The sequence below is a fragment of the Cupriavidus necator genome (genome assembly GCF_040578825.1).
GTDB lineage: Bacteria > Pseudomonadota > Gammaproteobacteria > Burkholderiales > Burkholderiaceae > Cupriavidus > Cupriavidus necator_E.
Genome location: NZ_JBEFLI010000015.1, coordinates 47,707 through 71,324 on the forward strand (window position 1 = coordinate 47,707; position 23,618 = coordinate 71,324).

The 23,618-nt window shown below is 66.6% G+C and carries 21 protein-coding genes and 1 pseudogene; 14 read left to right on the forward strand and 8 right to left on the reverse strand.

All coding sequences use genetic code 11. The annotated features are described in order from the left end of the window. Nucleotides 1-39 precede the first annotated feature (39 nt). Together frc and AB1I47_RS10255 are read left to right on the forward strand one after the other, a co-directional pair. A complete protein-coding gene (gene frc / locus AB1I47_RS10250) occupies nucleotides 40-1,290 on the forward strand; it encodes a formyl-CoA transferase (RefSeq protein ID WP_354683641.1) in 1,251 nt (416 codons plus the stop codon). A gap of 147 nt (nucleotides 1,291-1,437) precedes the next feature. Beyond that, on the forward strand, nucleotides 1,438-1,875 hold the full coding sequence (locus AB1I47_RS10255; RefSeq protein ID WP_354683642.1) for a PAS domain-containing protein: 438 nt from the start codon (nucleotides 1,438-1,440) through the stop codon (nucleotides 1,873-1,875). A gap of 400 nt (nucleotides 1,876-2,275) precedes the next feature. Here AB1I47_RS10255 and AB1I47_RS10260 read toward each other — a convergent pair whose 3' ends face one another. Then, nucleotides 2,276-2,806 carry a hypothetical protein gene (locus AB1I47_RS10260; RefSeq protein WP_354683643.1) on the reverse strand — a complete coding sequence of 177 codons (531 nt, stop codon included), beginning with the start codon at nucleotides 2,804-2,806 and terminating at the stop codon, nucleotides 2,276-2,278. A gap of 12 nt (nucleotides 2,807-2,818) precedes the next feature. Here AB1I47_RS10260 and AB1I47_RS10265 point away from each other — a divergent pair, with 12 nt between their 5' ends. Together AB1I47_RS10265 and AB1I47_RS10270 are read left to right on the forward strand one after the other, a co-directional pair. Continuing rightward, entirely contained in the window at nucleotides 2,819-4,099 is a 1,281-nt protein-coding gene (locus AB1I47_RS10265) for an SDR family oxidoreductase (protein WP_354683688.1), read from the forward strand. Then, a complete protein-coding gene (locus tag AB1I47_RS10270; protein ID WP_354683644.1) occupies nucleotides 4,081-4,539 on the forward strand; it encodes a DUF2269 family protein in 459 nt (152 codons plus the stop codon). The genes AB1I47_RS10265 and AB1I47_RS10270 overlap by 19 nt, the downstream gene beginning before the upstream one ends. Nucleotides 4,540-4,590: 51 nt before the next feature. Here AB1I47_RS10270 and AB1I47_RS10275 read toward each other — a convergent pair whose 3' ends face one another. Continuing rightward, nucleotides 4,591-4,896 (reverse strand): HAD family hydrolase, encoded by a 306-nt coding sequence (locus tag AB1I47_RS10275; protein WP_354683645.1) that lies wholly within the window; start codon nucleotides 4,894-4,896, stop codon nucleotides 4,591-4,593. Nucleotides 4,897-5,122: 226 nt separating this feature from the next. After that, a complete protein-coding gene (locus AB1I47_RS10280; RefSeq protein ID WP_354683646.1) occupies nucleotides 5,123-6,070 on the reverse strand; it encodes a LysR family transcriptional regulator in 948 nt (315 codons plus the stop codon). 290 nt (nucleotides 6,071-6,360) lie between these two features. On the opposite strand from AB1I47_RS10280, the gene AB1I47_RS10285 reads away from it, so the two are divergent. From AB1I47_RS10285 to fdhF, 5 genes are all read left to right on the forward strand, one after another. Beyond that, nucleotides 6,361-7,281 (forward strand): LysR family transcriptional regulator, encoded by a 921-nt coding sequence (locus AB1I47_RS10285; RefSeq protein ID WP_354683647.1) that lies wholly within the window; start codon nucleotides 6,361-6,363, stop codon nucleotides 7,279-7,281. A 137-nt stretch (nucleotides 7,282-7,418) separates the two neighbouring features. After that, nucleotides 7,419-7,637, forward strand: coding sequence for a hypothetical protein (locus tag AB1I47_RS10290; RefSeq protein WP_354683648.1), 219 nt, complete (start codon nucleotides 7,419-7,421; stop codon nucleotides 7,635-7,637). Nucleotides 7,638-8,300: 663 nt separating this feature from the next. Beyond that, nucleotides 8,301-9,620, forward strand: coding sequence for an oxalate/formate MFS antiporter (oxlT, locus tag AB1I47_RS10295; RefSeq protein ID WP_354683649.1), 1,320 nt, complete (start codon nucleotides 8,301-8,303; stop codon nucleotides 9,618-9,620). A 181-nt stretch (nucleotides 9,621-9,801) separates the two neighbouring features. Then, nucleotides 9,802-11,511 carry an NADH-ubiquinone oxidoreductase-F iron-sulfur binding region domain-containing protein gene (locus AB1I47_RS10300; protein ID WP_354683650.1) on the forward strand — a complete coding sequence of 570 codons (1,710 nt, stop codon included), beginning with the start codon at nucleotides 9,802-9,804 and terminating at the stop codon, nucleotides 11,509-11,511. Nucleotides 11,512-11,520: 9 nt separating this feature from the next. Continuing rightward, the gene (gene fdhF / locus AB1I47_RS10305) at nucleotides 11,521-14,337 is read left to right on the forward strand and encodes a formate dehydrogenase subunit alpha (RefSeq protein ID WP_354683651.1); all 2,817 of its coding nucleotides are present in this window, start codon (nucleotides 11,521-11,523) and stop codon (nucleotides 14,335-14,337) included. 177 nt (nucleotides 14,338-14,514) lie between these two features. Here the strand turns inward: fdhF and AB1I47_RS10310 are convergent, their stop codons facing one another. Further along, on the reverse strand, nucleotides 14,515-14,808 hold the full coding sequence (locus tag AB1I47_RS10310) for a GYD domain-containing protein (protein WP_354683652.1): 294 nt from the start codon (nucleotides 14,806-14,808) through the stop codon (nucleotides 14,515-14,517). Between the two features lie 259 nt (nucleotides 14,809-15,067). Beyond that, nucleotides 15,068-15,589: a MarR family winged helix-turn-helix transcriptional regulator gene (locus AB1I47_RS10315; RefSeq protein ID WP_354683689.1), complete on the reverse strand. Its 522-nt coding sequence runs from the start codon at nucleotides 15,587-15,589 to the stop codon at nucleotides 15,068-15,070. A 138-nt stretch (nucleotides 15,590-15,727) separates the two neighbouring features. Between AB1I47_RS10315 and badH the strand changes: the two genes are divergently transcribed. The 4 genes from badH to aliA are packed head-to-tail and all read left to right on the forward strand — an operon-like array spanning nucleotide 15,728 to nucleotide 20,178. Beyond that, on the forward strand, nucleotides 15,728-16,495 hold the full coding sequence (badH, locus tag AB1I47_RS10320; protein WP_354683653.1) for a 2-hydroxycyclohexanecarboxyl-CoA dehydrogenase: 768 nt from the start codon (nucleotides 15,728-15,730) through the stop codon (nucleotides 16,493-16,495). A gap of 33 nt (nucleotides 16,496-16,528) precedes the next feature. Further along, nucleotides 16,529-17,311 (forward strand): 2-ketocyclohexanecarboxyl-CoA hydrolase, encoded by a 783-nt coding sequence (gene badI / locus AB1I47_RS10325; protein WP_354683654.1) that lies wholly within the window; start codon nucleotides 16,529-16,531, stop codon nucleotides 17,309-17,311. A 30-nt stretch (nucleotides 17,312-17,341) separates the two neighbouring features. Continuing rightward, nucleotides 17,342-18,493: a cyclohexanecarboxyl-CoA dehydrogenase gene (gene aliB / locus AB1I47_RS10330; protein ID WP_354683655.1), complete on the forward strand. Its 1,152-nt coding sequence runs from the start codon at nucleotides 17,342-17,344 to the stop codon at nucleotides 18,491-18,493. Between the two features lie 41 nt (nucleotides 18,494-18,534). Further along, nucleotides 18,535-20,178, forward strand: a complete 1,644-nt coding sequence (gene aliA / locus AB1I47_RS10335; RefSeq protein WP_354683656.1) for a cyclohexanecarboxylate-CoA ligase — start codon at nucleotides 18,535-18,537, stop codon at nucleotides 20,176-20,178. 227 nt (nucleotides 20,179-20,405) lie between these two features. Here the strand turns inward: aliA and AB1I47_RS10340 are convergent, their stop codons facing one another. From AB1I47_RS10340 to AB1I47_RS10350, 3 genes and pseudogenes are all read right to left on the reverse strand, one after another. Then, nucleotides 20,406-20,735 (reverse strand): DUF2917 domain-containing protein, encoded by a 330-nt coding sequence (locus AB1I47_RS10340; RefSeq protein ID WP_354683657.1) that lies wholly within the window; start codon nucleotides 20,733-20,735, stop codon nucleotides 20,406-20,408. A gap of 14 nt (nucleotides 20,736-20,749) precedes the next feature. Next, a pseudogene (locus tag AB1I47_RS10345) lies at nucleotides 20,750-21,782 on the reverse strand (alpha/beta fold hydrolase). 176 nt (nucleotides 21,783-21,958) lie between these two features. Next, complete coding sequence (locus AB1I47_RS10350) at nucleotides 21,959-22,564, reverse strand: TetR/AcrR family transcriptional regulator (RefSeq protein WP_354683658.1); 606 nt, start codon at nucleotides 22,562-22,564, stop codon at nucleotides 21,959-21,961. A 338-nt stretch (nucleotides 22,565-22,902) separates the two neighbouring features. Between AB1I47_RS10350 and AB1I47_RS10355 the strand changes: the two genes are divergently transcribed. Beyond that, on the forward strand, nucleotides 22,903-23,292 hold the full coding sequence (locus AB1I47_RS10355; RefSeq protein ID WP_354683659.1) for a helix-turn-helix domain-containing protein: 390 nt from the start codon (nucleotides 22,903-22,905) through the stop codon (nucleotides 23,290-23,292). The last annotated feature ends 326 nt before the right edge of the window (nucleotides 23,293-23,618 follow it).

The window sequence follows — 23,618 nt, forward strand, 5'->3', positions numbered from 1 at the left end:
ACCCGAATTTCACCCCTCTGATCCAATAGGAGAACGAAAGTGAACCTCCCGCTCAATGGCATCAAGATCATCGACTTCACGCACGTCCAGGCCGGGCCCGCCTGCACGCAGCTTCTCGCTTGGTTCGGCGCAGACGTCATCAAGGTGGAGCGCCCCGGTTCCGGCGATGTCACGCGCACGCAGCTGCGCGACATCCCGGATGTCGATGCGCTGTACTTCACCATGCTCAACTCCAACAAGCGCAGCCTGACGCTGGACACCAAGAAGCCGGAAGGCAAGAAGATCCTGGAGCAGCTGATCCGCGAATCGGATGTGCTGGTCGAGAACTTCGGCCCGGGCGCGCTGGACCGCATGGGGTTCTCGTGGGAGCGCATCAATGAACTGAACCCGAAGATGATCGTGGCCTCGGTCAAGGGCTTCAGCGACGGCCACCACTATGAAGACCTGAAGGTCTACGAGAACGTGGCGCAGTGCGCGGGTGGCGCTGCCTCGACCACCGGCTTCTGGGATGGCCCGCCGACGGTGTCCGCCGCGGCGCTGGGCGATTCCAACACCGGCATGCACCTGGCCATCGGCATCCTCACCGCGCTGATCGGCCGCGACAAGAGCGGCAAGGGCCAGAAGGTGGCCGTGTCGATGCAGGACGCGGTGCTCAACCTGTGCCGGGTCAAGCTGCGCGATCAGCAGCGCCTGGACCGCCTGGGCTTCCTGGAAGAGTACCCGCAGTACCCGCACGGCACCTTCAGCGACGTGGTGCCGCGCGGCGGCAACGCGGGCGGCGGCGGCCAGCCGGGCTGGGTGCTGAAGTGCAAGGGCTGGGAGACCGATCCCAACGCCTATATCTACTTCACTATCCAGGGCCATGCCTGGGAGCCGATCTGCAAGGCGCTGGGCAAGCCGGAATGGATTTCCGATCCCAACTACGCCACCGCCAAGGCACGCCAGCCGCATATCTTCGATATCTTCAATACCATCGAGGAGTGGCTGGCCGACAAGACCAAGTACGAGGCCGTGGACATCCTGCGCAAGTTCGATATCCCGTGCTCGCCGGTGCTGTCGATGAAGGAAATCGCCGCCGATCCGTCGCTGCGCGCCAGCGGCAGCATCACCGAGGTGCCGCACAAGGAGCGTGGCACCTACCTGACGGTGGGCAGCCCGATCAAGTTCTCCGACCTGAAGCCGGAGATCACCGGGTCGCCGCTGCTGGGCGAGCATAGCGAAGAGGTGCTGGCCGGCCTGGGCTACGGCCCGGAAGACATCCAGCGCCTGCGCGAGGCCCAGGTGATCTGACGCCACCCGCCGGCCATGTGCCGGTGCGGACGCCGGGGCCCGCGCGCAAGCGTCGCCCCGGCGTTTTTTGCTTGCAGTGCGGCAGCGCGCCGCGCTACCTTGATGGCACCACCCCAACCGGCAATGACCGACACAGAGGGAATCCCCATGCCAGAGCAGATCGACTACGCGCAACTGGTGTCCGTCATCGGCGACGCCATCATCATCTCGGACGCCAAGGGCGCCATCACGCTGTGGAACCCCGCCGCCGAGCGCCTGTTTGGCTACACCCAGGCCGAGGCCATGGGCCAGTCGCTTGACCTGATCATCCCGGAGCGCCTGCGCGGGCGGCACTGGGAGGGCTACGACAAGACCATGGCCACCGGCCTTACCCGCTACGGCCAGGACCTGCTCAAGGTGCCCTCGGTCGACAAGGAAGGCAAGGCCCTGTCGATCGCCTTCACCGTGGCGCTGCTCAAGGATGACGCTGGCGCCATCACTGGCATCGTCGCCGTGATCCGCGACGAGACCGTGCGCTTCCAGGAGGAGCGGGCGCTGAAGAAGCGGCTGGTGGAGCTGGAAAGCCAGCTCAAGGAACAGACCTGAGCGGCGCTGCAACGCGTGCCGCCACCGCTGCGGCCGCTGCCGTCCGATGACGCTGATGGCCTTGCGGCCGTAGTGCCTGACGCCAGCGTACCTCAGCGCTTCGGGCTTTCCCCCCTTCATCGGCTTCGCCTTCGGCCGAGCCGAGTCCGGCGCCGGTCGCCGGATCGCTCTGCGGATCGGACGCGCCCCGCATCGCAAACGCTTCCAGCCCGGCGTGCAAGCGCAGGCGGACGGTGGCGTGGAGCTTGCACCGGTGCGCACAAGGCCGGGCCGCAGCGCACGCATGTGCGCCGCGGGCACGGTCCGGGCGCGCACGGCGCGGTAAAACCGGGATGCGAATGTGAAAATTACTGGCGCTTCGTGCAGCGATGGAATCGATACGCGCAGGGCGGGCCAGGCTTCAGTCCCGGCGCCGCGTGGCGCGCCGCACCAGCAGCGAACCGAGCGGCAAAGCCAGGCCGAAGGCCAGGTAGACCAGTGCCAGCATGCCCGGCGACAGCCGGCGCTCGAAGCCAGGGGTGAGGCGGTGCGGCGTGCACTTCAGGTCGACGAAACAGGCAATGCCCGCGATGGCAAGGCCGTGCAGCACCAGCGCGGGCGCCGTGGCATGTGGGCCGCGGCGCGCCACCGCGCCCTCGTAGAAGGCCGCCCAGAACACCGACATCGCATGATGGATCACGTAGCCCAGCACGGTATGCCGGAACGACGGGCGGTTGACATGCATGGCACGCTCGCCCCAGATCCAGTGACTGACCGCATTGACCGGCGCGAAAGCGCTGCCGCAGTCGACGCTGCCGCCGCAGGCCAGCATGCCGGTGGACAACAGGCTGGCGCAAGTGCCGGAGATCGCGGCGCGGCGCAGCACGGTGGCGACTTCCAGCGCATCCACCGCGTGCTGGTGCTCGGTGCCGGCGGCTTTATCGGCCGTCATGCCTGCGCTGCAATGCTGGCTGGAGGATTCCATGTGATAGCGGGGGTGCGACGCGTGCCCGCGCCGGCCGGACCCGAAGCGCCGCATGGCGGCCATGCCGCCATGGCAAGCGAATATCGTGCCGTCGATTTCGCCCGGATGACGACTGAGGCGGACTGGACGCCGCTGCTGGGCGATGTGGATGCCGTGGTCAATCTCGTTGGCATCTTTCGCGAGAGCGCGGAGCAGCGCTTCGACGTGCTGCACCGCGCCGCGCCGGTGGCGCTGTTTGCCGCGTGCACGCAGCAGGGCGTGCGGCTGGTGATCCAGATGTCCGCGCTCGGCGCGGACGAGCGCGCGGTCACCGACTTCCATCGCAGCAAGCGCGCCGCGGACGACTATTTGATCGGCCTCGGCATCGATGCGCTGGTGCTGCAGCCGTCGCTGGTATTTGGCGCCGACGGCACCAGTGCGCGGCTGTTCTGCGCACTGGCCACGCTGCCATGCCTGGCGTTGCCGGGCGGTGGCCGGCAGCCGGTGCAGCCGGTCCATGTCGATGATGTCGCGCAGGCGATCGTGGCCGCGCTGGCGGCGTGGGGCACCGCTGCGCAATTGGCGTCAGGCCGGCTGGCGCTGGTCGGCCCGCAGCCGCTGCCGCTGGCTGCGTACCTGGAGGCATTGCGGCATGGACTGGGCCTGCGCGGACGCGCATGGGTGTTGCCGCTGCCCCGGGGGCTGTCCGCCGCGATGATGCCGCTGGCCGAACGCATTACCGGCGGCGTACTCGGCCGCGATGCGCTGACGATGCTAGACCAGGGCAGCGTGGCCGATGCTGGGCCGCTGACACGCCTGCTGGGCCGGGCGCCGCGCGCAACGTCGCAGTTCATCCCACCAGAGCTGCGCGGCGCGTTGCGCGCGCAAGCGCTGCTGCGCTGGTTCAATCCGGTGTTGCGCTGGAGCCTGGCATTGGTCTGGATCATCACCGCCATCGTCTCGCTGGGGCTGTACCCCGTGGCTGACAGCTATGCGCTGCTCGCGCGCGCCGGCGTGCCAGCAGCCTTGCAACCATTGGCGCTGTACGGCGCGGCGCTGCTCGACCTGGCCTTCGGCGTGCTGTGCGTGCTGCCGCGGCGCCCGCGCTGGCTGTGGGCAGCGCAGATGGCGCTGATCGTCGGCTACACCGCCATCATCAGCGTGCGCCTGCCGGAATACTGGCTGCATCCGTATGGTCCGCTCAGCAAGAACCTGCCGATGCTGGCGGTGCTGTGGTGGCTGCATCTGACCGAGGAGCGCGCATGGACTACATCACGCTGAAATGGATCCATATCCTGTCGAGCACCTTCCTGTTCGGCACCGGCGTCGGCAGCGCCTTCTACCTGGTCGGCGCCACGCTCACGCGCAACGTCCGCACCGTGGCCGCGACCGCACGCATGGTGGTGATCGCCGACTGGATCTTCACCGCTTCGACCGCGATCCTGCAGCCGCTGACCGGCTATGCGCTGGTGCATATGGCAGGGTTCTCGTGGTCGGCGCCGTGGCTGAAGTGGTCGGTGGTGCTGTACGCCGTTGCCATCGGCTGCTGGCTGCCGGTGGTCTGGCTGCAGAAGCGCATGCGCGACGTGGCGCTCGAATGCACCGCGCCGCAACTGCCGCGCGCGTACTGGCGCCTGTTCTGGTGGTGGTTCGCGCTTGGGGTCCCGGCGCTGATCTCGTTCCTGGTGATCTTCTATCTGATGGTGGCCAAGACAAGTTGAGAAGAATGGCGAGGCCGCCATCGCGCCTCGCCATGAACCGGTCAGGCCCGCTCAGTTGAGCTTGCCGACGGCGCGCAGGTATTCATTCTTCTTCTGGAAGATCAGCTCGCTCAGGAAGGCGGCGTCATAGGCCGCCAGCAGGTGGGCGTGGTGCTCTTCGATATAGCGCGCGACGCGCGCCTTCTCGCATTCGATGCCGCATAGCCATGCATACATCGCGGCGTCCCAGCGGAAGCTCAGGTCCAGTTCGATAAAGGCGGCGTTGTAGGCAGCGAGCTGGGTGTCTCGCGGAATCGGTTGGTTGTCGGTGCCGACGGTGATGGCGGCGGGTCGGCTATCCTGCAGGACCTGGTTCATGCTTGTCTCCTTGATGCACGCTGGTGGCGGTGGGGTTGAGACAAGCATAGGGACGGCGAACGATTTACGATAATTAAAGTTTCATTCTGAAATCATAAATCATCGTTTATATATGACGGGGAACGCCGATCATCACTCACCGAGAATCGCGGCAAGTCCAAGGATGATGATGGCGGCGGCTCATTGGGAGGAGGGATGCCGCATTCAAAGCAGCAATGGTTACCTCTTATACTTTTTCCCCGCGGCGTATGATGCCCTTCACCCCGGTGATCCGCTCGATCAGCCCCGCGCCTTCCTCCATCAGGAACTGTTTGAACGCCAGCGCCACCGGGGGCAGCCGCTTGTTCTTGCGATGCACGACGTACCAGTTAAGCATCACCGGAAAGCCCTCGATATCGAGCACAGCGAGTTTGCCAGCCTGAAGCTCCAGCCCGACCGTATGCGCCGACAGGAACGCGATGCCCATATTGGCGATCACCGCCTGCTTGATGGTCTCGGTGCTCTTGATCTCCATCGCGATGCGCATATTGGACAGCTTTCCCGCAAAGCCTTCCTGCATCGAATTCCAGGTGTCCGAGCCTTTCTCGCGCGAGACAAAGGCTTCGTCGGACAGCGCAGCCAGCGGGATATTGCGCTGGCCGACCAGCGGGTGGTTGGGCGCGGCAACGATCACATACGGATGCGGGGCAAAGGCCTCGTTGATGGTGTCCATGCCCTCGGGCGGGCGCACCATCACGGCCAGGTCGGTCAGGTTGCCGGCGAGCTGGTGCAGCAGTTCCTCGCGGTTATGAACGGCGAGGTTCAGCGTCACGCCATCGTGGCGGTCCATGAACTCGGCCAGCAGCCGCGGGAAGAAGTAGTCCCCCGCGCTGATCACTGCCACGTTGAGCCGCCCGCCTGAGATGCCCTTGAGTTGCGACATGGCGTCCTCGGCCTCGCGGAACTGCTGGATGATGCTGCGGCTGTAGTGCAGCATCTCGTGGCCCGCCGGGGTCAGGTAGATCTTCTTGCCCAGTTGCTCGAACAAGGGCAGCCCGACGTGGTGTTCGAGCTGGCGCACTTGCGTCGACACCGCCGGCTGGGTCAGGTGCAGCTCCTCGGCGGCGCGCGAAAAGCTCATATGGCGGGCGACGGTTTCAAAGACCTTGAGCTGGCGCAGCGTGGCGTTCTTCATTTCCTCGATCCGTGCGATATATAAACGATCGTCAATGCAAACGATAAAAAACTTTATGCAGTATTGATCTTAGATTCAAGTAGCATCAATTCCGGATTTGCATGCCGCAGCGCCTGCGGCATCGCCGGCGCATCGTCGCGACCGATACCACGATGGCTGCCCACAGCCACGACAACCAAGGAGACTACCGTGACCGGAACCAACGGAACGGCACTTGCACCACGATGCCCCGCCATGCCTGATGCTATCCCGCCCACCTTTCGCGCCGATGCCGGGCGGGGAGGGCGGTCATGAATATCTCGCTGCCACAACTGAAGGCCTTTGCCGCGGTGGCGCGGCACAAGAGCTTTACGCGCGCCGCCGCGGAGCTGGGCCTGACCCAGTCCGCGGTCAGCCGCAGCGTGCGCGAGCTGGAAGAGGAAATCGATCAGCGCCTGTTCGACCGTACCACGCGGCAGGTAGAGCTGACCGACGCCGGCCAGCACCTGTCGCAGCGCATCTGCCACCTGGTCGAGGAAGTGGAGCAGACCCTGCGCGACAGCCAGAGCGCCTGCCGCCCCTGCCAGGGCCTGGTGCAGATTGCCTCGGATCCGGTGCTGAGCTCGATGTCGCTGCCGGCGTGGCTGGCTGGCTGCCGCGAGGCATGGCCGGCCATTGCCATCCACGTGAAGGACCGGCCGCAGGAATCGGTGCTGCAAAGCGTGCGCAGCGGCGAGGTCGATTTCGGCATCGCCACCGATCCGCGCGCCGGTGACGACCTCTATTACGAGCCGCTGTGCATCGACTCCTATCACGCGGTGCTGCCGGCCCAGCATCCGCTGGCCATGCGCGACGCGGTGGCTTGGGGCGACCTGAGCGATGCCAGCGTGCTGACGCTGGACCAGCAATGCGGCGTGCAGCCGGCGGTGGAGAAGGCGCTCAGCAGCTACCACGTGCGGACCAACTCACTGCAATTGCTCGGACACTTCGCCGCGGTCTTTGGCATGGTGGCGCTTGGCCTGGGCATTGGCGTGGTGCCCTCGCGTGCGCAGGCAGCGTGCCTGAATCCGGCGGCAGTGATGCGGCCCCTGCGGCCGCAGGTGACCTCCACCGTGATGCTGGTGCGGCGCAAGAGCCGGTCGCTGAAGCCGAATGCCGCGGCCATCTGGGACGCGCTGCGCGGCCAGGAGTACAAGGAGACACCCGGCGTGCGGGAAACCACGCTGGTGTAGCGATTCAGGCATATCCGTCCTGATCCCGTTGCATTGGTGCAAAACTTCTACTGATATATCACATACAGGATATTTACACATACTGCGGCGCACCATATAATGAAAACTCCTGATCACAACGCAACTGGAGTTTTTAAATGGAAGTCGCTCTTCTCTTCGTTCTTGGCCTGCTTCTGATCGCTGGCGGCGTCAGCATGACCATCCTGCTGGCAACGCGCCTGCCGATGGACGTGCTGGTGACCGCGCAGGAACACGGTCGCTTCGCCGGTCTTGGTTCGAACCAGGAAAGCGATGGCGTAGGACGCGCACGTCAGTCGCGCATCGTGCCCGCCGCCGGTGAACTGGCCTATGCGTGATTCGCGCGCCGGGCGCCATCCGCGCTGAACGGCGCATCGGACAAGGGCTGTAGCGGCCGGCATCCCTTGTTGCAGTCATCCACGGTTCGAGCTCCCTGGTTGACGCATTAGCGCGCGGACCAGGGCAGGGCTCAACGAGCCTGCGGCCGCCACTCCTCTCTTCCCCTTTGCTGTCCTCGGCGCTTGCGTTCTTCACGCGCCAGCCGATCGCAGCATCCCATTGCCTCCGGCAGGTTCCTGCCCGGGTCATCGACGCTTCTCCATCCTCCCCAGGAGCGCAATGTCTGGGATGTATGCATCTAGGGACTTTCCCCACCCGGCCGTTTTCCCCGGTTTTCCCGAGACGCGAACCCCGGCATTCTTGCGATGGCCTCGGCGCCGGCGGAGGGATGCGGGTGGCCGTGGCAACTGCTTGATTTCCAAAGACTCCGCCAGCTTTGGTCAGTCGTCGTGCGCACGATTGGCACTGCAACAGCGGCCAGCCAGGCGTCATTTCCGGTCATTCCATGCTGCAGAGCCGCAGAGAAGATGCTTGACTTAGCTGATATATCACATACCGTATAGCACTTGAGCGGCTTAGCTGTTCTCGATAGAGAGTCACGCAGAGGCGTCCCAAGGCGCCCATCTTCAACCTCGGCGGCTTGCCGCTAGAAGGAGACATCAATGGAACTGCAGCAACGGGAGTCCACGTCGCGCTTTGCGTCGCCGTGGGTGCAACTGGTCTTCGGCGTGATCTGCATGGCGATGATCGCCAACATGCAGTACGGCTGGACGCTGTTCGTCGAACCCCTCGATGACAAGTACCACTGGGGCCGCACGGCCATCCAGGTAGCGTTCACCATCTTCGTGGTTACGGAAACCTGGCTGGTGCCGATCGAAGGCTACCTGGTCGACAAATACGGCCCGCGCCCGGTGGTGGTGGGCGGCGGGTTGCTGTGCGCGGTCGCCTGGGCGCTGAACTCCGTGGCATCGTCGCTGCCGATGCTCTACTTCGCTGCAGCCATCGGCGGTATCGGCGCCGGCGCGGTGTATGGCACTTGCGTGGGCAATGCGCTGAAGTGGTTCCCCAACCGACGCGGGCTCGCGGCAGGGATTACCGCGGCGGGGTTCGGCGCCGGCTCGGCGCTGACGGTCGTGCCGATCGCCAACATGATCAAGACCTCCGGCTATGAAGCCACCTTCCTGTGGTTCGGCCTGGGACAGGGCCTGATCGTGTTCCTGCTGGGGATGGCCCTGTATCCGCCGTCGGCCAAGATCCTGAGCGAGGTCAAGTCGACGCTGAAGGCTGCGGCGACCTACAACGCCACGCCGCGCCAGGTGCTGAAGTCGCCGATCTTCTGGGTCATGTACGGCATGTTCGTGATGATGGCCGCCGGCGGCCTGATGGCTACCGCGCAGCTCGGCCCGATCGCCAAGGACTTCGGCCTGCATGACTCGCCGGTATCGATCCTGGGCCTGACGCTGCCCGCGCTGACCTTCGCGCTGACCATCGACCGCGTGCTCAACGGCCTGACCCGACCGTTCTTCGGCTGGATCTCGGACCATATCGGCCGCGAGCGCACCATGTTCTTTGCCTTCGCGGTAGAGGCCGTGGGTATCCTGTTGCTGTCCAGGTATGGCCACAACCCGGTTGCCTTCGTGGTCCTGACGGGCGTGGTGTTCTTCGCCTGGGGTGAGATCTACAGCCTGTTCCCGGCCACGTGCGGCGACACTTTCGGTCCGAAGTTCGCCGCCACCAACGCCGGCTTGCTGTACACCGCCAAGGGCACGGCCGCGCTGCTGGTGCCGTTCTCCAGCGTGATCACGGCTGCCACCGGCGACTGGCATGCGGTGTTCATGCTCGCCTCCGGCATGGCTGCACTGTCGGCGATCCTGGCGCTGTTCGTGCTCAAGCCGATGCGCGAAGCCCATGTCCGCAAGTATGTGCATGCCAATACCTCGGCGCCGATGGGCTACCGTGCCGTGCCGGAAGAGCTGACCTGATGAAGAAAGCCTTGCGGCGCCCCGGCGCCGGCATCACCCGGGCGCGGCGGTTGCGATGCCTGCACATCCGCCTCGTCCGGTAGCACAATACGACAACAACAAAGCGCGACAGGAGGGCGGCCCGGCAAGGCGCCTTCCTGATCGCACATCCGAACCTCACAACGAGAATCCAGGCACCGCCATGAACCAGGTTGTCATCCCCCTCGAGGCGACGGGACTCGGCCGGCAGCGCAAGCGCCGCCAGCCCAAGGGCCGGCAGGTCGACGCGGCCGCGCTGGCCGAAGTGCGCGTGGCGCTGGGCGACATGCCCCGCCGGCGCGACCTGCTGATCGAACATCTGCACTGCATCAACGACCGCTACGGCCAGCTCGCCCTGCCGCACCTGGTGGCGCTGGCCAGCGAACTGCGGCTGTCGATGACCGAAGTGTATGAGGTAGCGACCTTCTACCACCACTTCGATGTGGTGCGCGAGGACGCCGACGGCGAGATCGCACCGCCGCCCGCGCTGACCGTGCGCGTGTGCGAAGGCATCGCCTGCGAGCTGGCGGGTGCGCAGGCGCTGATCGACAAGCTGCCGGCGCTGCTTGGCACCGAGGTGCGCGTGGTCGCAGCCCCCTGCATCGGACGCTGCGAAAAGGCACCGGCAGCGCTGGTCGGGCAGCACCCGGTCGATGGCGCGACCGCCGAGGCCATCGGTGCAGCGGTGCAGGCCAACGCCGTGCGCCACGAACCCGAGCCCTATATCGATTACGACGCCTACCGCGAAGGCGGCGGCTATGCCCTGCTGAAGTCGCTCGCCGCCGGCGACCTGGACCCCGCCGCCGTGCTCTGCACGATGGAGGCTTCCGGCCTGCGCGGCCTGGGCGGCGCAGGCTTCCCGGCCGGGCGCAAATGGCGCATTGTGCAGAACGAGCCCGCGCCGCGGCTGATGGCCGTCAATATCGACGAGGGCGAGCCCGGCACCTTCAAGGACCGCGTCTACCTGGAGCGCGATCCGCACCGTTTCCTGGAAGGCATGCTGATCGCGGCGACCGTGGTCAACGTGTCGGCGATCTATATCTACCTGCGCGACGAGTACGCCGGCTGCCGCGCGCTGCTGGCCGAAGAACTGCGCCGGCTGCACGAACATCCGCCGATCCCCGGCTTGCCGGTGATCGAACTGCGCCGCGGCGCGGGCGCGTATATCTGCGGCGAAGAATCGGCCATGATCGAGTCGATCGAAGGCAAGCGCGGCATGCCGCGGCTACGCCCGCCCTACGTGGCGCAGGTGGGCCTGTTCGGCCGGCCCACGCTGGAGCACAACTTCGAGACCCTGTACTGGGTGCGCGACATCATCGAGAAGGGCGCCGAGTGGTTTGCCTCGCAGGGGCGCAACGGGCGCAAGGGGCTGCGTTCGTTCTCGGTGTCCGGCCGCGTCAGGAAGCCGGGGGTGCACCTGGCGCCGGCGGGCATCACCGTGCGCGAACTGATCGACGAATACTGCGGCGGCATGCTCGATGGCCACGCGTTCTATGGCTACCTGCCGGGCGGCGCGTCCGGCGGCATCCTGCCGGCGTCGATGGGCAATATCCCGCTGGACTTCGACACGCTGCAGCCCTACGGCTGCTTTATCGGCTCGGCCGCGGTGGTGATCCTGTCCGACCAGGACAGCGCCACGCAGGCAGCGCGCAACCTGATGCACTTCTTCAAGCATGAGTCGTGCGGGCAATGCACGCCCTGCCGTACCGGCACGGCCAAGACGCTCGACCTGATCAGGCAGCCGAAGTGGGACCTGGCCGCGCTGGACGACCTGTCCGCGGTGATGCGCGATGCATCGATCTGCGGGCTGGGGCAGGCCGCGCCCAATCCCGTGGATTGCGTGATCAAATACTTCCCGCACGAACTGGCCTGAGAGAAAGACATGAACGCACTGACCCGCGCCGAACGCGCGCTTGTCGAATCCGCCGAGCCAGCCGTCACCTTCACGCTGAACGGCCGCGAAGTGAGCGCGCAGCCCGGCGAAAGCCTGCTCAAGGTGGCCCAGCGCGAAGGCTTCGACGTCCCGCACCTGTGCTACAAGGACGGCCTCGAGCCCGCCGGCAACTGCCGCGCCTGCATGGTCGAGATCCAGGGCGAGCGCGTGCTGGCCCCGTCCTGCTGCCGCTATCCCGCGGAAGGCATGCAGGTACAGACCGAGTCCGAGCGTGCCCGCCGTGCGCAGCGCACCGTGCTGGAGCTGCTGCAGTCGGACATGCCGGAGACCGACTACACCCGCAACAACGAGCTTGACCAGTGGGCCGCCAGGCTGGACATCGGCAAGCCCCGCTTTGCGCCGCGCGAACGCGTGGCGGCGGACCTGTCGCACCCGGCCATCGCCGTCAACCTGGATGCCTGCATCCAGTGCACCCGCTGCCTGCGCGCCTGCCGCGACGAGCAGGTCAACGACGTGATCGGCCTGGCGCTGCGCGGCGACGACGCCCGCATCGTTTTCGACATGGACGACCCGATGGGCACTTCCACCTGCGTGGCCTGCGGCGAATGCGTGCAGGCCTGCCCCACCGGCGCGCTGATGCCCGCGCGCGACGCTGCGCTGGCCGTGCCCGACAAACAGGTGGACTCGGTCTGCCCGTATTGCGGCGTGGGCTGCCAGCTCACCTACAACGTCAAGGACAATCGCATCCTGTTCGTGGAAGGGCGCGACGGCCCGGCCAACCACCAGCGGCTGTGCGTGAAGGGCCGCTATGGCTTCGACTACGTCCAGCACCCGCAGCGGCTGACGGTGCCGCTGGTGCGCCGCGAAGGCGCGCCCAAGCGCGGCGACTTCGTCATGGACCCGGACCGCGTCATGGACGTGTTCCGCGAAGCCACCTGGGAAGAGGCGCTGGCGCTGGCCGGCGGCAAGCTCGCGCAGATCCGCGACACGCATGGCAAGCGCGCGCTGGCAGGGTTTGGCTCGGCCAAGGGGAGCAATGAAGAGGCCTACCTGTTCCAGAAATTGGTGCGCACCGGGTTTGGCAGCAACAACGTCGATCACTGCACGCGGCTGTGCCATGCCTCGTCGGTGGCGGCGTTGCTGGAGGGCATCGGCTCGGGCGCGGTCTCGAACCCGGTGATGGACGTCGACAAGGCCGAGGTCGTGATCGTGATCGGCGCCAATCCGAGCGTGAACCACCCGGTGGCGGCAAGCTGGATCAAGAACGCGGTGAAGAACGGCACCAAGCTGATCGTGGCCGATCCGCGCCGCTCCGACCTCGCGCGCTTTGCGCATCGCTTCCTGCAGTTCAAGCCCGATGCCGACGTGGCGCTGCTCAATGCGATGATGCATGTGATCGTCGAAGAGGGCCTGGTGGACCAGGACTTTATCGACCAGCGCACCATCGGCTTCGACGAGCTGCAGCGCAATGTGGCGGCATACAGTCCGGAACTGATGGCGCCGGTGTGCGGGATCGACGCCGAGACCATCCGCGAAGTCGCGCGGCTCTATGCGACCTCGAAGGCGTCGATGATCCTGTGGGGCATGGGCGTGTCGCAGCACGTGCACGGCACCGACAACGCGCGCTGCCTGATCGCGCTGGCGCTGATGACCGGCCAGATCGGCCGCCCCGGCACCGGACTGCATCCGCTGCGCGGGCAGAACAACGTGCAGGGCGCGTCCGACGCAGGACTGATCCCGATGATGTATCCCGACTACCGCCGCGTGGACGACCCGTCCGCGATCGAAAGCTTCGAGGCGCTGTGGGGCATGCCGCTGGACCGCCAGCCGGGCCTGACCGTGGTCGAGGTGATGCAGGCGATCGAACGCGGCGAGGTGCGCGGCATGTACATCATGGGCGAAAACCCGGCGATGTCAGACCCCGATGCCGAGCATGCGCGCGAAGCGCTGGCGTCGCTGGACCACCTGGTGGTGCAGGACATCTTCCTGACGGAGACCGCCTATCTTGCCGACGTGGTGCTGCCGGCCTCGGCGTTCCCGGAAAAGACCGGCACCTTCACCAACACCGACCGCACCGTGCAGCTCGGCAGGCAGGCCCTCAACCCGCCGGGCCAGGCGCGCCAGGACCTGTGGATCATCCAGCAGATGGCGGCGCAGCTCGGCCTGGACTGGCACTACGGCAGCGTGGCGGATGTGTTCGACGAAATGCGCCAGGCCATGCCCAGCATCGGCGGCGTGACCTGGGAGCGGCTCGAGCGCGAGCATGCCGTGACCTACCCGTGCAAGGAAGAAGGCGACCCGGGCGAGCCGGTGATCTTTACCGACAGCTTCCCGACCGCCACCGGCCGCGGCCGTTTCGTTCCGGCCGACATCATCCCCGCCGCTGAACGGCCCGATGCCGACTATCCGATGGTGTTGATCACGGGCCGCCAGCTCGAGCACTGGCATACCGGCAGCATGACGCGCCGCGCGGGTGTGCTGGATGCGATCGAGCCGGATCCGGTGGCGCTGGTGCATCCGCTGGACCTGGACGCGCTCGGCGGCAAGCCGGGCGACGTGGTCACACTGGCGTCGCGGCGCGGCGAAGTCACGCTCTATGCGCGGGCCGATGCCGGCACGCCGCGCGGCGCGGTGTTCGTGCCGTTCTGCTACTACGAGGCGGCGATCAACAAGCTGACCAATGCGGCGCTGGATCCGTTCGGGAAGATCCCGGAGTTCAAATACTGCGCGATCAGCATGACGCTGGGTGGCGAGGCGCCGGTGCAGTCGAGCTATGGCGGGGGGCAGATCCTGGAGGCGGTGTAACAGCTGACCTGTCCGATCCCGATTGTGTGCTCCCTCTCCCGCTTGCGGGAGAGGGTTGGGGTGAGGGCCGGGAATTTCAGCGAAGTGACGGCCGTCAGCAAAGCCACCGCCTGTCATCAACCCACGCAAGGGACGGAAGCTGGCGCCAGCGCCGCCAGTTTCCAGGTGCTGTCGGACTCAGCTCATCTTGCTGATGATGTCCTTCATCTCATCGATATTGAAGGCGCGCAGCGTTTCTGTGCGCACGTTGCCGGCTGCGCCGATGGTCAGCCCGAAGCTGGTCATGGTGGCGTCGTCGGGCGCTTCGACGGTCAGCACGATGTCGTATTTGCCGAGCGTCCAGTAAATATCCTTCATCTGCACGCCCATCCGCGCCCCCATCTCGCGCACGGCTTCGGCGCGTTTGGTCGTGTCCTTGACGTTGCGTATGCCCTGGTCGGAAAAGCAGGCTAGCACGATATAGCGAGTCATGGCGGGATCTCCGGTAAGGATGGATCGGACGCCGTCCCGGCTTGTGCGCATGGCGCTGGCGGCCGGAGCAGTGGTTCAGGGCTTCGGCGCGTGGCGTGAATGGCATGGTGTCTTATCGGGCATGCACCGAAGACTCTGAGCAACTTCGTACCCACGCATATTGCGCGCCAGTCGGCGCCGCAGGCCGCATTGCGGGCAGCGGCCGCGCTGCGGGCGGTGGCGGCGCGCCGGTATGTTTCAGGCGCGATACAGCGTGTGCTCAGTCCTGTGTGCCGGCGCCGTCCGCGCTGTCGGGCGTGTCGAGCGCCCGCATGTTGTCCAGCAGCTTGAGCAGGTAATGCAGCGTGTGGGTCAGGTCGTTGGTCGAGAAACCATCCAGCGCGCGCTCGTAGTAGTCGCGGATCTTTGGCTGCGCCTGGTGCAGCCACACTTCGCGTCCTGACTTGCTCATCCGTACCAGCCGTGAGCGGCGGTCGCGGCCGTCCGGCGCCAGCGTCACGTGACCGTCGCGTTCCATCCGGCCGACCAGCCCGGACAGGTTCTGCCGGGTCACCATCAGGTAGCGGGCCAGGTCGCCCACGCTCATACCCTCGGCCGCTTCGGGACGTGACAGCGCCCCCAGCACGGCCCACTGCTGTGTGGTCAGGCCTTCCGCCTCGACCGCTCGCGATCCCGTTTTATGCAACATATTTGCGCATTGGTAGAGCCGGAAGAACAGCCGGTTGGCCAGTTCCATGCGCGCATTTGTCGGGAGTTCTCCTCCCTTGTCGGGGTTAACCATAGTCGTTTCCATAGGTTTGGCGCCTTGCGCGGTCTGCGGCTGCCTTCTATTATAGGTCAACATATTTACCTAAATAGCGGCGCAGGTGTCGGCGGCATCGCCGGCACGATAGCACCGGAACCCTCAAAGGAGAACGCTGTGCAAGGACTCGAAGGCAAGGCGGTCATCGTGACCGGTGGTGGTGGCGGCATCGGCAGCGCAACGTGTTTGCGCTTTGCGCGGGCCGGAGCGGCGGTCGGTGTGCTCGACCTGAACCCGGAAGCGGGCGAACGCGTGGCCGCGCAGATCCGCGAAGCCGGCGGCCGTGCGCTGGCAATGCGTTGCGATATCACCGACCGCGCCAGCGTCGATGCCGCGGTTGCAGCGGTGGAGCGGGAGCTGGGTCCGGTGGACGTGCTGGTCAACAACGCCGGCTGGGATGTGTTCAAGCCGTTCATCAAGACCGAGCCCGCGCAATGGGATCGGCTGATCGCCATCAACCTGACCGGCGCGCTGCACATGCACCACGCGGTGCTGCCCGGCATGGTCGAGCGCAAGGGCGGGCGCATCGTCAATATCGCCTCCGATGCCGCGCGCGTGGGCTCGTCCGGCGAAGCGGTCTACGCCGCGTGCAAGGGCGGGCTGGTGTCGTTCTCCAAGACCATCGCGCGCGAGCATGCGCGCCACGGCATCACTGTCAACGTGGTGTGCCCCGGACCGACCGAGACCGCGCTGTTCGAAGACTACAAGCAGGGCGCGGGCAACCCCGAGAAGCTGGTGGAAGCCTTTACCCGCTCGATCCCGCTGGGCCGCATCGGCCAGCCCGACGACCTGCCAGGCGCGGTGCTGTTCTTTGCCAGCGACGACGCCGCCTTTATCACCGGCCAGGTGCTGAGCGTGTCGGGCGGCCTGACCATGAACGGCTGAACCCGCCACACCACCCCGATCACGGAGACCACCATGCAATACGAAGACATCCTGTACGAAGTGCGCAACGGCGCCGCCTGGATCATCATCAACCGCCCGGAAAAGATGAACGCCTTCCGCGGCCGCACCTGCGACGAACTGATCCACGCGATCAACCGCGCCGGCTATGACCGCGAGATCGGCGCCATCGTACTGGCCGGTGCCGGCGACAAGGCCTTCTGCACCGGCGGCGACCAGTCCGCGCACGAGGGCCAGTACGACGGCCGCGGCACCATCGGCTTGCCGATGGAAGAACTGCACAACGCCATCCGCGACGTGCCCAAGCCGGTGATCGCACGCGTGCAGGGCTATGCCATCGGCGGCGGCAACGTGCTGTGCACGATCTGCGATTTCACCATCGCGTCGGAGAAGGCCGTGTTCGGACAGGTCGGGCCCAAGGTCGGTTCGGTCGACCCGGGCTACGGCACCGCCTTCCTGGCGCGTGTGGTGGGCGAGAAGAAGGCGCGCGAGATCTGGTACCTGTGCCGCCGCTATCCGGCCGCGGAAGCGCTGGCGATGGGGCTGGTCAATGCGGTGGTGCCGCACGAGCAGCTCGATGCCGAGGTGCAGAAGTGGTGCGACGAGATCATGGAAAAGAGTCCCACCGCGATCGCCATCGCCAAGCGCTCCTTCAATATGGATACCGCGCACCAGAGCGGCATCGCCGGCATGGGCATGTACGCGCTCAAACTCTATTACGACACCGAGGAATCGCGCGAGGGCGTGCGCGCCTTCCAGGAAAAGCGCAAGCCCGAGTTCCGCAAGTACGCGAAGTAAGCCGTGCCGTCCGAACGAGCGGAGACCACCATGAATCCCTATCTTGACGAAGACCTGACGGCGCTGGCCGAGCACGCGCGCCGCTTTGCCGATGCGCGCGTGGCGCCCGGCTACCTGGAGCGCGACCGCACTCGCGTGCTGGACCGTGCGCTGATGCGCGAAATGGGCGAGATGGGCTTTATCGCGCCCGAATTGCCGGAACAGCATGGCGGGCAGGGCATGGGCTCGCTGGCGGCTGGCGTGATCCATGAAGCCGTGGCGCGCGCCGACCTGAGCCTGTCATACATCAACCTGCTGGCTTCGCTGAACGGCCAGATCCTGGCGCACCATGCGCAGCCGGAAATCGCCGGGCCGTGGCTGCAGCGCCTGACGCGCGGCGAGGCGCTGCTGGCAATCGCGCTGACCGAGCCGCGCGGCGGCTCCGACGCCGCCAGCCTGCGCCTGCGCATGGAGCGCGATGGTGACGTCTATGTGCTCAACGGCGAGAAGACCTCGATCTCCGCTGCCGACCAGGCCGATGCCGCGGTGGTCTTTGCCCGCAGCGGTACGGTCGAGTCCGGTGCGCGCGGGGTCTCGGCCCTGCTGGTGCCGATGGACCTCCCAGGCATCACGCGCAACCGTTTCGACTGCCACGGCCAGCGCGCCATCGGACGCGGTTCGATCTTCTTCGAGAACGTGCGCGTGCCGGCCAGCCACCTGCTCGGCAAGGAGGGGGAGGGGTTCGTGCAGGTGATGCAAGGCTTCGATTTCTCGCGCGCGCTGATCGGGCTGCAGGTGCTGGCGGTGGCGCAGGCCGCGCTCGACGAGACCTGGGCCTACGTCGCCGAGCGCCAGGCCTTCGGCAAACCACTGTCGGCCTTCCAGGGCGTGTCGCATCCGCTCGCCGATTTCGAGACGCAGGTGCAGGGCGCGCGCCTGCTGTGCCTGCAGACGCTGTGGCTCAAGGACCGTGGCCTGCCGCATACCGCCGAGGCGGCGATGTGCAAGTGGTGGGCGCCCAGGCTGGCGTATGACGTGGTGCACCAGTGCCTGCTGTCGTTCGGCCACGGCGGTTATGACCGCGGCGTGATGGAGCAGCGGCTGCGCGATGTGCTGGGTTTCCAGATCGGTGACGGCACGGCCCAGATCATGAAGACCATCATCGCCCGCACGCGCGCGGGACGCGAAGCGGTACCGGCCTGAAGCAGCGCCACGAGCGCCCAACCATATCGAGGAGACCAGCCATGGATTTCGACGCCGTACTGATCGCGCCGCGCCGTGCCGCCAGCATCGCCGCCGGGCACTGGCATGACCGCACCGTCAACGACTACCTGGCCGCCTGTGTGCGCGACCGGCCCGACGCGCCCGCGCTGACGGCGGTGAGCATCGATAGCGGCAGCGTGACACGCTTCACCTGGCGCGAGCTGGCACGGATGGCGGATCGCGTTGCAGTCGGCCTGGACCGGCTGGGCGTCGGTGCGCAGGATGTGGTTTCCTGCCAGTTGCCAAACGGGTGGCACCTGACGGTGCTCTACCTCGCCTGCGCCCGGCTCGGCGCGGTGCTCAACCCGGTGATGCCGATTTTCCGCGAGCGCGAGCTGTCGTTCATGCTGGCGCATGCGCAAAGCAAGGTAATGGTGGTGCCGCGGGTGTTCCGCGGCTTCGGCCATGCGCAGATGCTGCAGGGACTGCGGGAAGCGTTGCCGGCGTTGCGCCACGTGGTCGTCGCCGGCGGCGATGGCGCGAACAGTTTCGACGCGCTGCTGAGCGGTCCCGCGTGGGAAGACGAGGCCGATGCCGAAACCATCCTGCTGCGCAGCCGCCCCGGCCCGGACGACGTCACGCAACTGATCTACACCTCGGGCACCACTGGCGAGCCCAAGGGCGTGATGCATACCGCCAACACGCTGTTCGCCAATATCGTCGCCTACGCCGAGCGCTTGCGGCTCGCCGGCGACGATGTGGTGCTGATGGCTTCGCCGATGGCGCACCAGACCGGCTTTATGTACGGCCTGCTGATGCCGGTGGTGCTGGGCGCGCATGCGGTGTTGCAGGACCTCTGGGATCCCGCACGCGCCGCCGAGCTGATCCGCGCCGAGGGCGTGACGTTCACCATGGGCTCGACCCCGTTCCTGACCGACCTTGCGCGCGTGGTGGCGGAATCCGGCACCCCGGTGCCGAGCCTGCGCATCTTCTTGTGCGCGGGCGCGCCGATTCCCGGCGCACTGGTCGAGCGCGGGCGCGACGCGCTTAGCGCGAAGATCGTGTCGGCATGGGGCATGACGGAGAACGGTGCGGTCACTACCACGCTGCCGGATGACAGCGACGAGCGCGCCTCGACCAGCGACGGCTGCCCGCTGCCTGGGGTAGAGGTGCGCGTGGTGGATGGCGCCGACGCGGACGTACCGGCGGGAGAAACCGGCCGCCTGCTGGTGCGCGCCTGTTCCAACTTCGGCGGCTACCTGAAGCGCCCGCATCTCAACGACACCGATGCCGAGGGCTGGTTCGACACCGGCGATCTTGCGCGGCTGGATGCCGGGGGGTACGTGCGCATCGCCGGACGCAGCAAGGACGTGATCATCCGTGGCGGCGAGAACATCCCGGTGGTGGAGATCGAAACCTTGCTCTATCGCCATCCCGCGGTGTCGCAGGTGGCCATCGTGGCCTATCCCGACGACCGGCTGGGCGAGCGCGCCTGCGCCTTTGTCGTGCCGAGGGCAGGGCAGGGGCTGGACCTGGCCGGGATGGTGGAATGGCTGAGGGCGCAAAAGGTGGCGCTGCAGTACATCCCCGAGAAGCTGGTAGTCCGGGACGTATTGCCGGCGACGCCGTCAGGCAAGATCCAGAAATTCAGGCTGCGGGAAATGGTGCGGGCGGGCGCGGTGTAAGAAGGTCAGGGCATGAGCCCTGTTTCCCTTCCTCAAATTCTGCAATTAACCGCCTCAACAGAAAACCGTCCACCAAGGCGGCGCTGCCGCCGCCCGGCGACAGCGCCGTAATGGAGCGGTAATGGAGCGGTAATGGAGCGGTAATGGAGCGGTAATGGAGCGGTAATGGAGCGGTAATGGAGCGGTAATGGAGCGATAATGGAGCGGTAATGGAGCGGTCATGGGCGTCACTGGCCCAGGCGCGGATAGCGCCCGGCACCCGGCCACAGCAGGCGCCGCAGCCACTGGCGCCAACCCGCCAAGGCGCTGCCGGCGGCCTTGCATCGCGTTACGCTCAGCGTCGCCGCGGTGATCGCGTACAGCTCGACGTGTCCGGCATCCGACAACGTAAAGCCCTCGCTCGCCGTCAGCGCCGTATCCTTCGGATCGCCATCGCGGATCAGCCACAGCTCGCCTTCGGTACACCGTACCGCGACGTGCTCGCCGGCGTCCGCCACCAGACGCAGCGAGCTGCGTGCGGGCAGGGTGGCGGTCATATCGTTGCTTACCAGGAACATGTTGATCTCCAGGTTCAGTCCACGGCCACGCCGGTAGGCGCGGTCGGGATCGGCGCGCGCACGGGTGCCGCGTCGGGCCGGATGAAACCGGCGATGCGGCGGATCACGCCGGGGTCTTGCAGGATGCGGCGATGGCCGAGGCCAGTCGTCGTCACCAGTTGCGCGCCCGGCCAGGCGCCGGCGATCGCGGCACCGTCTTCCCAGCGCACTTCCTTGTCGTCGCGGTCATGGATGACGAGCGTCGGCGGTACCGGCCGGGTGCGGCCGACGTCGGGCACGTTGAAGGCGGACCACGGCATGCCCAGCCAGCGTTCGCTCTGGCGCTGCATGCGGGCCAGCACGCCGGGGGTGATGCCGAGCTGCCAGGCCAGCGACGCGCACGCCGCCCGCATGTCGGCGGGCGAGCCGACCAGCACCGCGGCGTGCGCCGGCAGCCCTTCGCGCAGCGCCAGCGCGGTGGCCGCACCGCCAAGCGAGTGCGCCACCACGGCGTGGACCGGCCCGGCATGCCAGGCCGCGGCCAGCAGCGAGCGCGACATTTCAAGCACCGAGGTTTGCGCCGCGCCACGTACGCCCGCATCCGAAGCCCCGTGCGACAGTGCATCGAAGGCCACCACCCGCATGCCGGCGTCGACCAGGCCTTCGACCACCGCATGCCATTGCCCGGCATGGCCACCCCAGCCGTGCGCGAGCAGCACCGCCGGGCCGGTCGTGCCCCAGCGGTAGACGCGCACGCGCCGGCTGGGGCCATGACCGGTGACCAGCGCCCAGTCGGCACGTGCGCTGTCCAGCAGCCGCCGTGCCGCCGGCGTGGCCGCGCCGCGCGGGGGGGGCGAACCACAGGCGTTCCAGCGCCCGGGCAGTTGCGGCGGGCGAAATCAGGCTGCCCGCCTGCCAGCGCAGACGCCGCCAGCCGAGCATTGCGCGCTGCATCGGGCTGGCCGGCGTCAGTGCGGTTCCGGCGCGCCTGGCAACGGGCGCGGCAGCGGTCTGGGACGAAGCGGGGGACGAAGAAGCCGGGGAAGGGGAAGATACTGCGTGCGTCACGACCTGCACCTCCAATGGATTCTGGATTGCACGGCATCATCGGATCCGGCCTGGCCGGAGGGCGTCCCGCGCTGTTTTTTAAGACCGACCACTCGTGCTTTTTTCAGTGCAAAAAAAGCAAGCCGGAAGGCTGCTGCCCGCCGGCGGGATAGGAGCCGGCGCCCAATGCATTCGTTTCAGTGCTGCGTCGCGCCCGCGGCGGCTCGTGCCACCAGCGCCGCAAAGGCGCGCCGCGCCATCAGTTCGGCGTCCTGCCGGCCCAGCAACTTGAACGACTGCTGGAAGGCCATGCCGATGCCGGACAGCTCGAAGGCGAACTGCCGGGGATCCGTGTCCGGCGCGAAATGGCCTTCATCGATGGCATCACCGACGACGCGGGCCACGGTGCTGTGCCAGTCCTTGAGCGACTGCACCACCATGTCGCGGATCGAGCCGGGCCGGTCGCGGTACTCCTGGCCCAGCGCCGTGAACAGGCAACGCCCTTTGGTGACCGTGCCGCCGAGCCACTCCAGGTAGCCTTCGAACAGCGCCTGCAGCCGTGGCATGCCGCGCGGCTGGCGCATGGCCGGCCGGATCACGATATCGCCGAAGCGTTCCACCGCCAAGTCCAGCACTGCTTGCTGCAGCACCTCCTTGGACTTGAAGTGCGCATACAGGCCACTCTTCGACATATTGGTGTCCGCGGCCAGTGAGGCCAGAGACAACTGTTCGAAGCCGACCTTGGCTGCGGTATCGAGCGCCTGTTCGATGATGGCGTTGCGGGTGAGCTGTCCTTTTTGCATGGGGTTGAGAATAGCACGACCGGTCGGTTTGTCAAACCGTAAACCGGCTGCATGGTAGTTGCCCCGACTTGCACAGTTGTGTCCGAGCGGCCATAAAGGCATTTGGATATGCATGTGACGTCAACGCAAATTGCGTGGCCCCGTTAGTGGGGCGGAGCGACGATGTTGTGCACAATTCGCTCCTTCGATGCCGGGTTGCCGGCCGGTGTCCGGAGCGGATGGCGGACTTGGAAGAAATCTGCACAAAGTGTTTCGGCGGTTACATACGGAACGCTTTGCGTGCTCTATACTCGAATGCACGTCCGCGCACTTTTTTTCACTGGTGACTGGAGACCGACATGAACAGTACAGCCGTGCCAAGAGGCGCTAGCGAACCGTTCCGGCAACTGCGGGCGTTGCGTCGCGCGCGCAAGCTCAAGCAAGAGGACGTCGCCCGCAAAGCGGGCATTTCCCGGGAGGCCTACCTGCGGGCGGAATCGGGTCAGGCCGATCCCCGCATGTCGACATTCCTTGCCGCCTGCGAGGCGCTGGGCCTGGAAGTCGTACTTGCCCCGCAGCATCTTGCCGCCGACGTGAACGCATTTATTGCCAGCCGCAATGGTGGCGTCACGGCGGCGTCGATGGCCGGCCAGCCGGCTGCCGGCGGCACTGCCCCGGCGCCGGCCGCGGCCCCGGCTTCCGGGGGCGGCTTCGGCCCCGGTACCGGCGAGGGCCACAAGCCGGTCTGAGAGAGACCGCTGCCTGGCCGGCCACGTCCCCACGGGCCGGTACCGGCAGCCGGCGTCCAGACCACCACCTGACAACCGGCGCGGGGCGTTCCGCACCGCGCCGGTTGCTGTCGTCCGGAGAGCCGCTTCCCGGCAACCGACGACAATGGCGCCGCACGCTGGCATGGCTCGTGCGGCGTTTTATGTCTTTGCCGGCGTTTTCTCGTCGGCTTCCTCGTCGCTCCCCTTCCTGATCGGGTGCCTGGATTTTCCCAGTCGATCCGTGCCTCTTTTCGCCTTCGCTCTTTCCCCCGCTTCTCCGTTTCCGACCTACAACAGCAGTGAAA

Coding starts and splice junctions, on each gene's coding strand:
- AB1I47_RS10255 (WP_354683642.1), top strand. CDS start 1,438: ATGCCAGAGCAGATCGACTACGCGCAACTGGTGTCCGTCATCGGCGAC.
- AB1I47_RS10260 (WP_354683643.1), bottom strand. CDS start 2,806: ATGACGGCCGATAAAGCCGCCGGCACCGAGCACCAGCACGCGGTGGAT.
- AB1I47_RS10265 (WP_354683688.1), top strand. CDS start 2,819: ATGCTGGCTGGAGGATTCCATGTGATAGCGGGGGTGCGACGCGTGCCC.
- AB1I47_RS10270 (WP_354683644.1), top strand. CDS start 4,081: ATGGACTACATCACGCTGAAATGGATCCATATCCTGTCGAGCACCTTC.
- AB1I47_RS10275 (WP_354683645.1), bottom strand. CDS start 4,896: ATGAACCAGGTCCTGCAGGATAGCCGACCCGCCGCCATCACCGTCGGC.
- AB1I47_RS10280 (WP_354683646.1), bottom strand. CDS start 6,070: ATGAAGAACGCCACGCTGCGCCAGCTCAAGGTCTTTGAAACCGTCGCC.
- AB1I47_RS10285 (WP_354683647.1), top strand. CDS start 6,361: ATGAATATCTCGCTGCCACAACTGAAGGCCTTTGCCGCGGTGGCGCGG.
- AB1I47_RS10290 (WP_354683648.1), top strand. CDS start 7,419: ATGGAAGTCGCTCTTCTCTTCGTTCTTGGCCTGCTTCTGATCGCTGGC.
- oxlT (WP_354683649.1), top strand. CDS start 8,301: ATGGAACTGCAGCAACGGGAGTCCACGTCGCGCTTTGCGTCGCCGTGG.
- AB1I47_RS10300 (WP_354683650.1), top strand. CDS start 9,802: ATGAACCAGGTTGTCATCCCCCTCGAGGCGACGGGACTCGGCCGGCAG.
- fdhF (WP_354683651.1), top strand. CDS start 11,521: ATGAACGCACTGACCCGCGCCGAACGCGCGCTTGTCGAATCCGCCGAG.
- AB1I47_RS10310 (WP_354683652.1), bottom strand. CDS start 14,808: ATGACTCGCTATATCGTGCTAGCCTGCTTTTCCGACCAGGGCATACGC.
- AB1I47_RS10315 (WP_354683689.1), bottom strand. CDS start 15,589: ATGGTTAACCCCGACAAGGGAGGAGAACTCCCGACAAATGCGCGCATG.
- badI (WP_354683654.1), top strand. CDS start 16,529: ATGCAATACGAAGACATCCTGTACGAAGTGCGCAACGGCGCCGCCTGG.
- aliB (WP_354683655.1), top strand. CDS start 17,342: ATGAATCCCTATCTTGACGAAGACCTGACGGCGCTGGCCGAGCACGCG.
- aliA (WP_354683656.1), top strand. CDS start 18,535: ATGGATTTCGACGCCGTACTGATCGCGCCGCGCCGTGCCGCCAGCATC.
- AB1I47_RS10340 (WP_354683657.1), bottom strand. CDS start 20,735: ATGTTCCTGGTAAGCAACGATATGACCGCCACCCTGCCCGCACGCAGC.
- AB1I47_RS10350 (WP_354683658.1), bottom strand. CDS start 22,564: ATGCAAAAAGGACAGCTCACCCGCAACGCCATCATCGAACAGGCGCTC.
- AB1I47_RS10355 (WP_354683659.1), top strand. CDS start 22,903: ATGAACAGTACAGCCGTGCCAAGAGGCGCTAGCGAACCGTTCCGGCAA.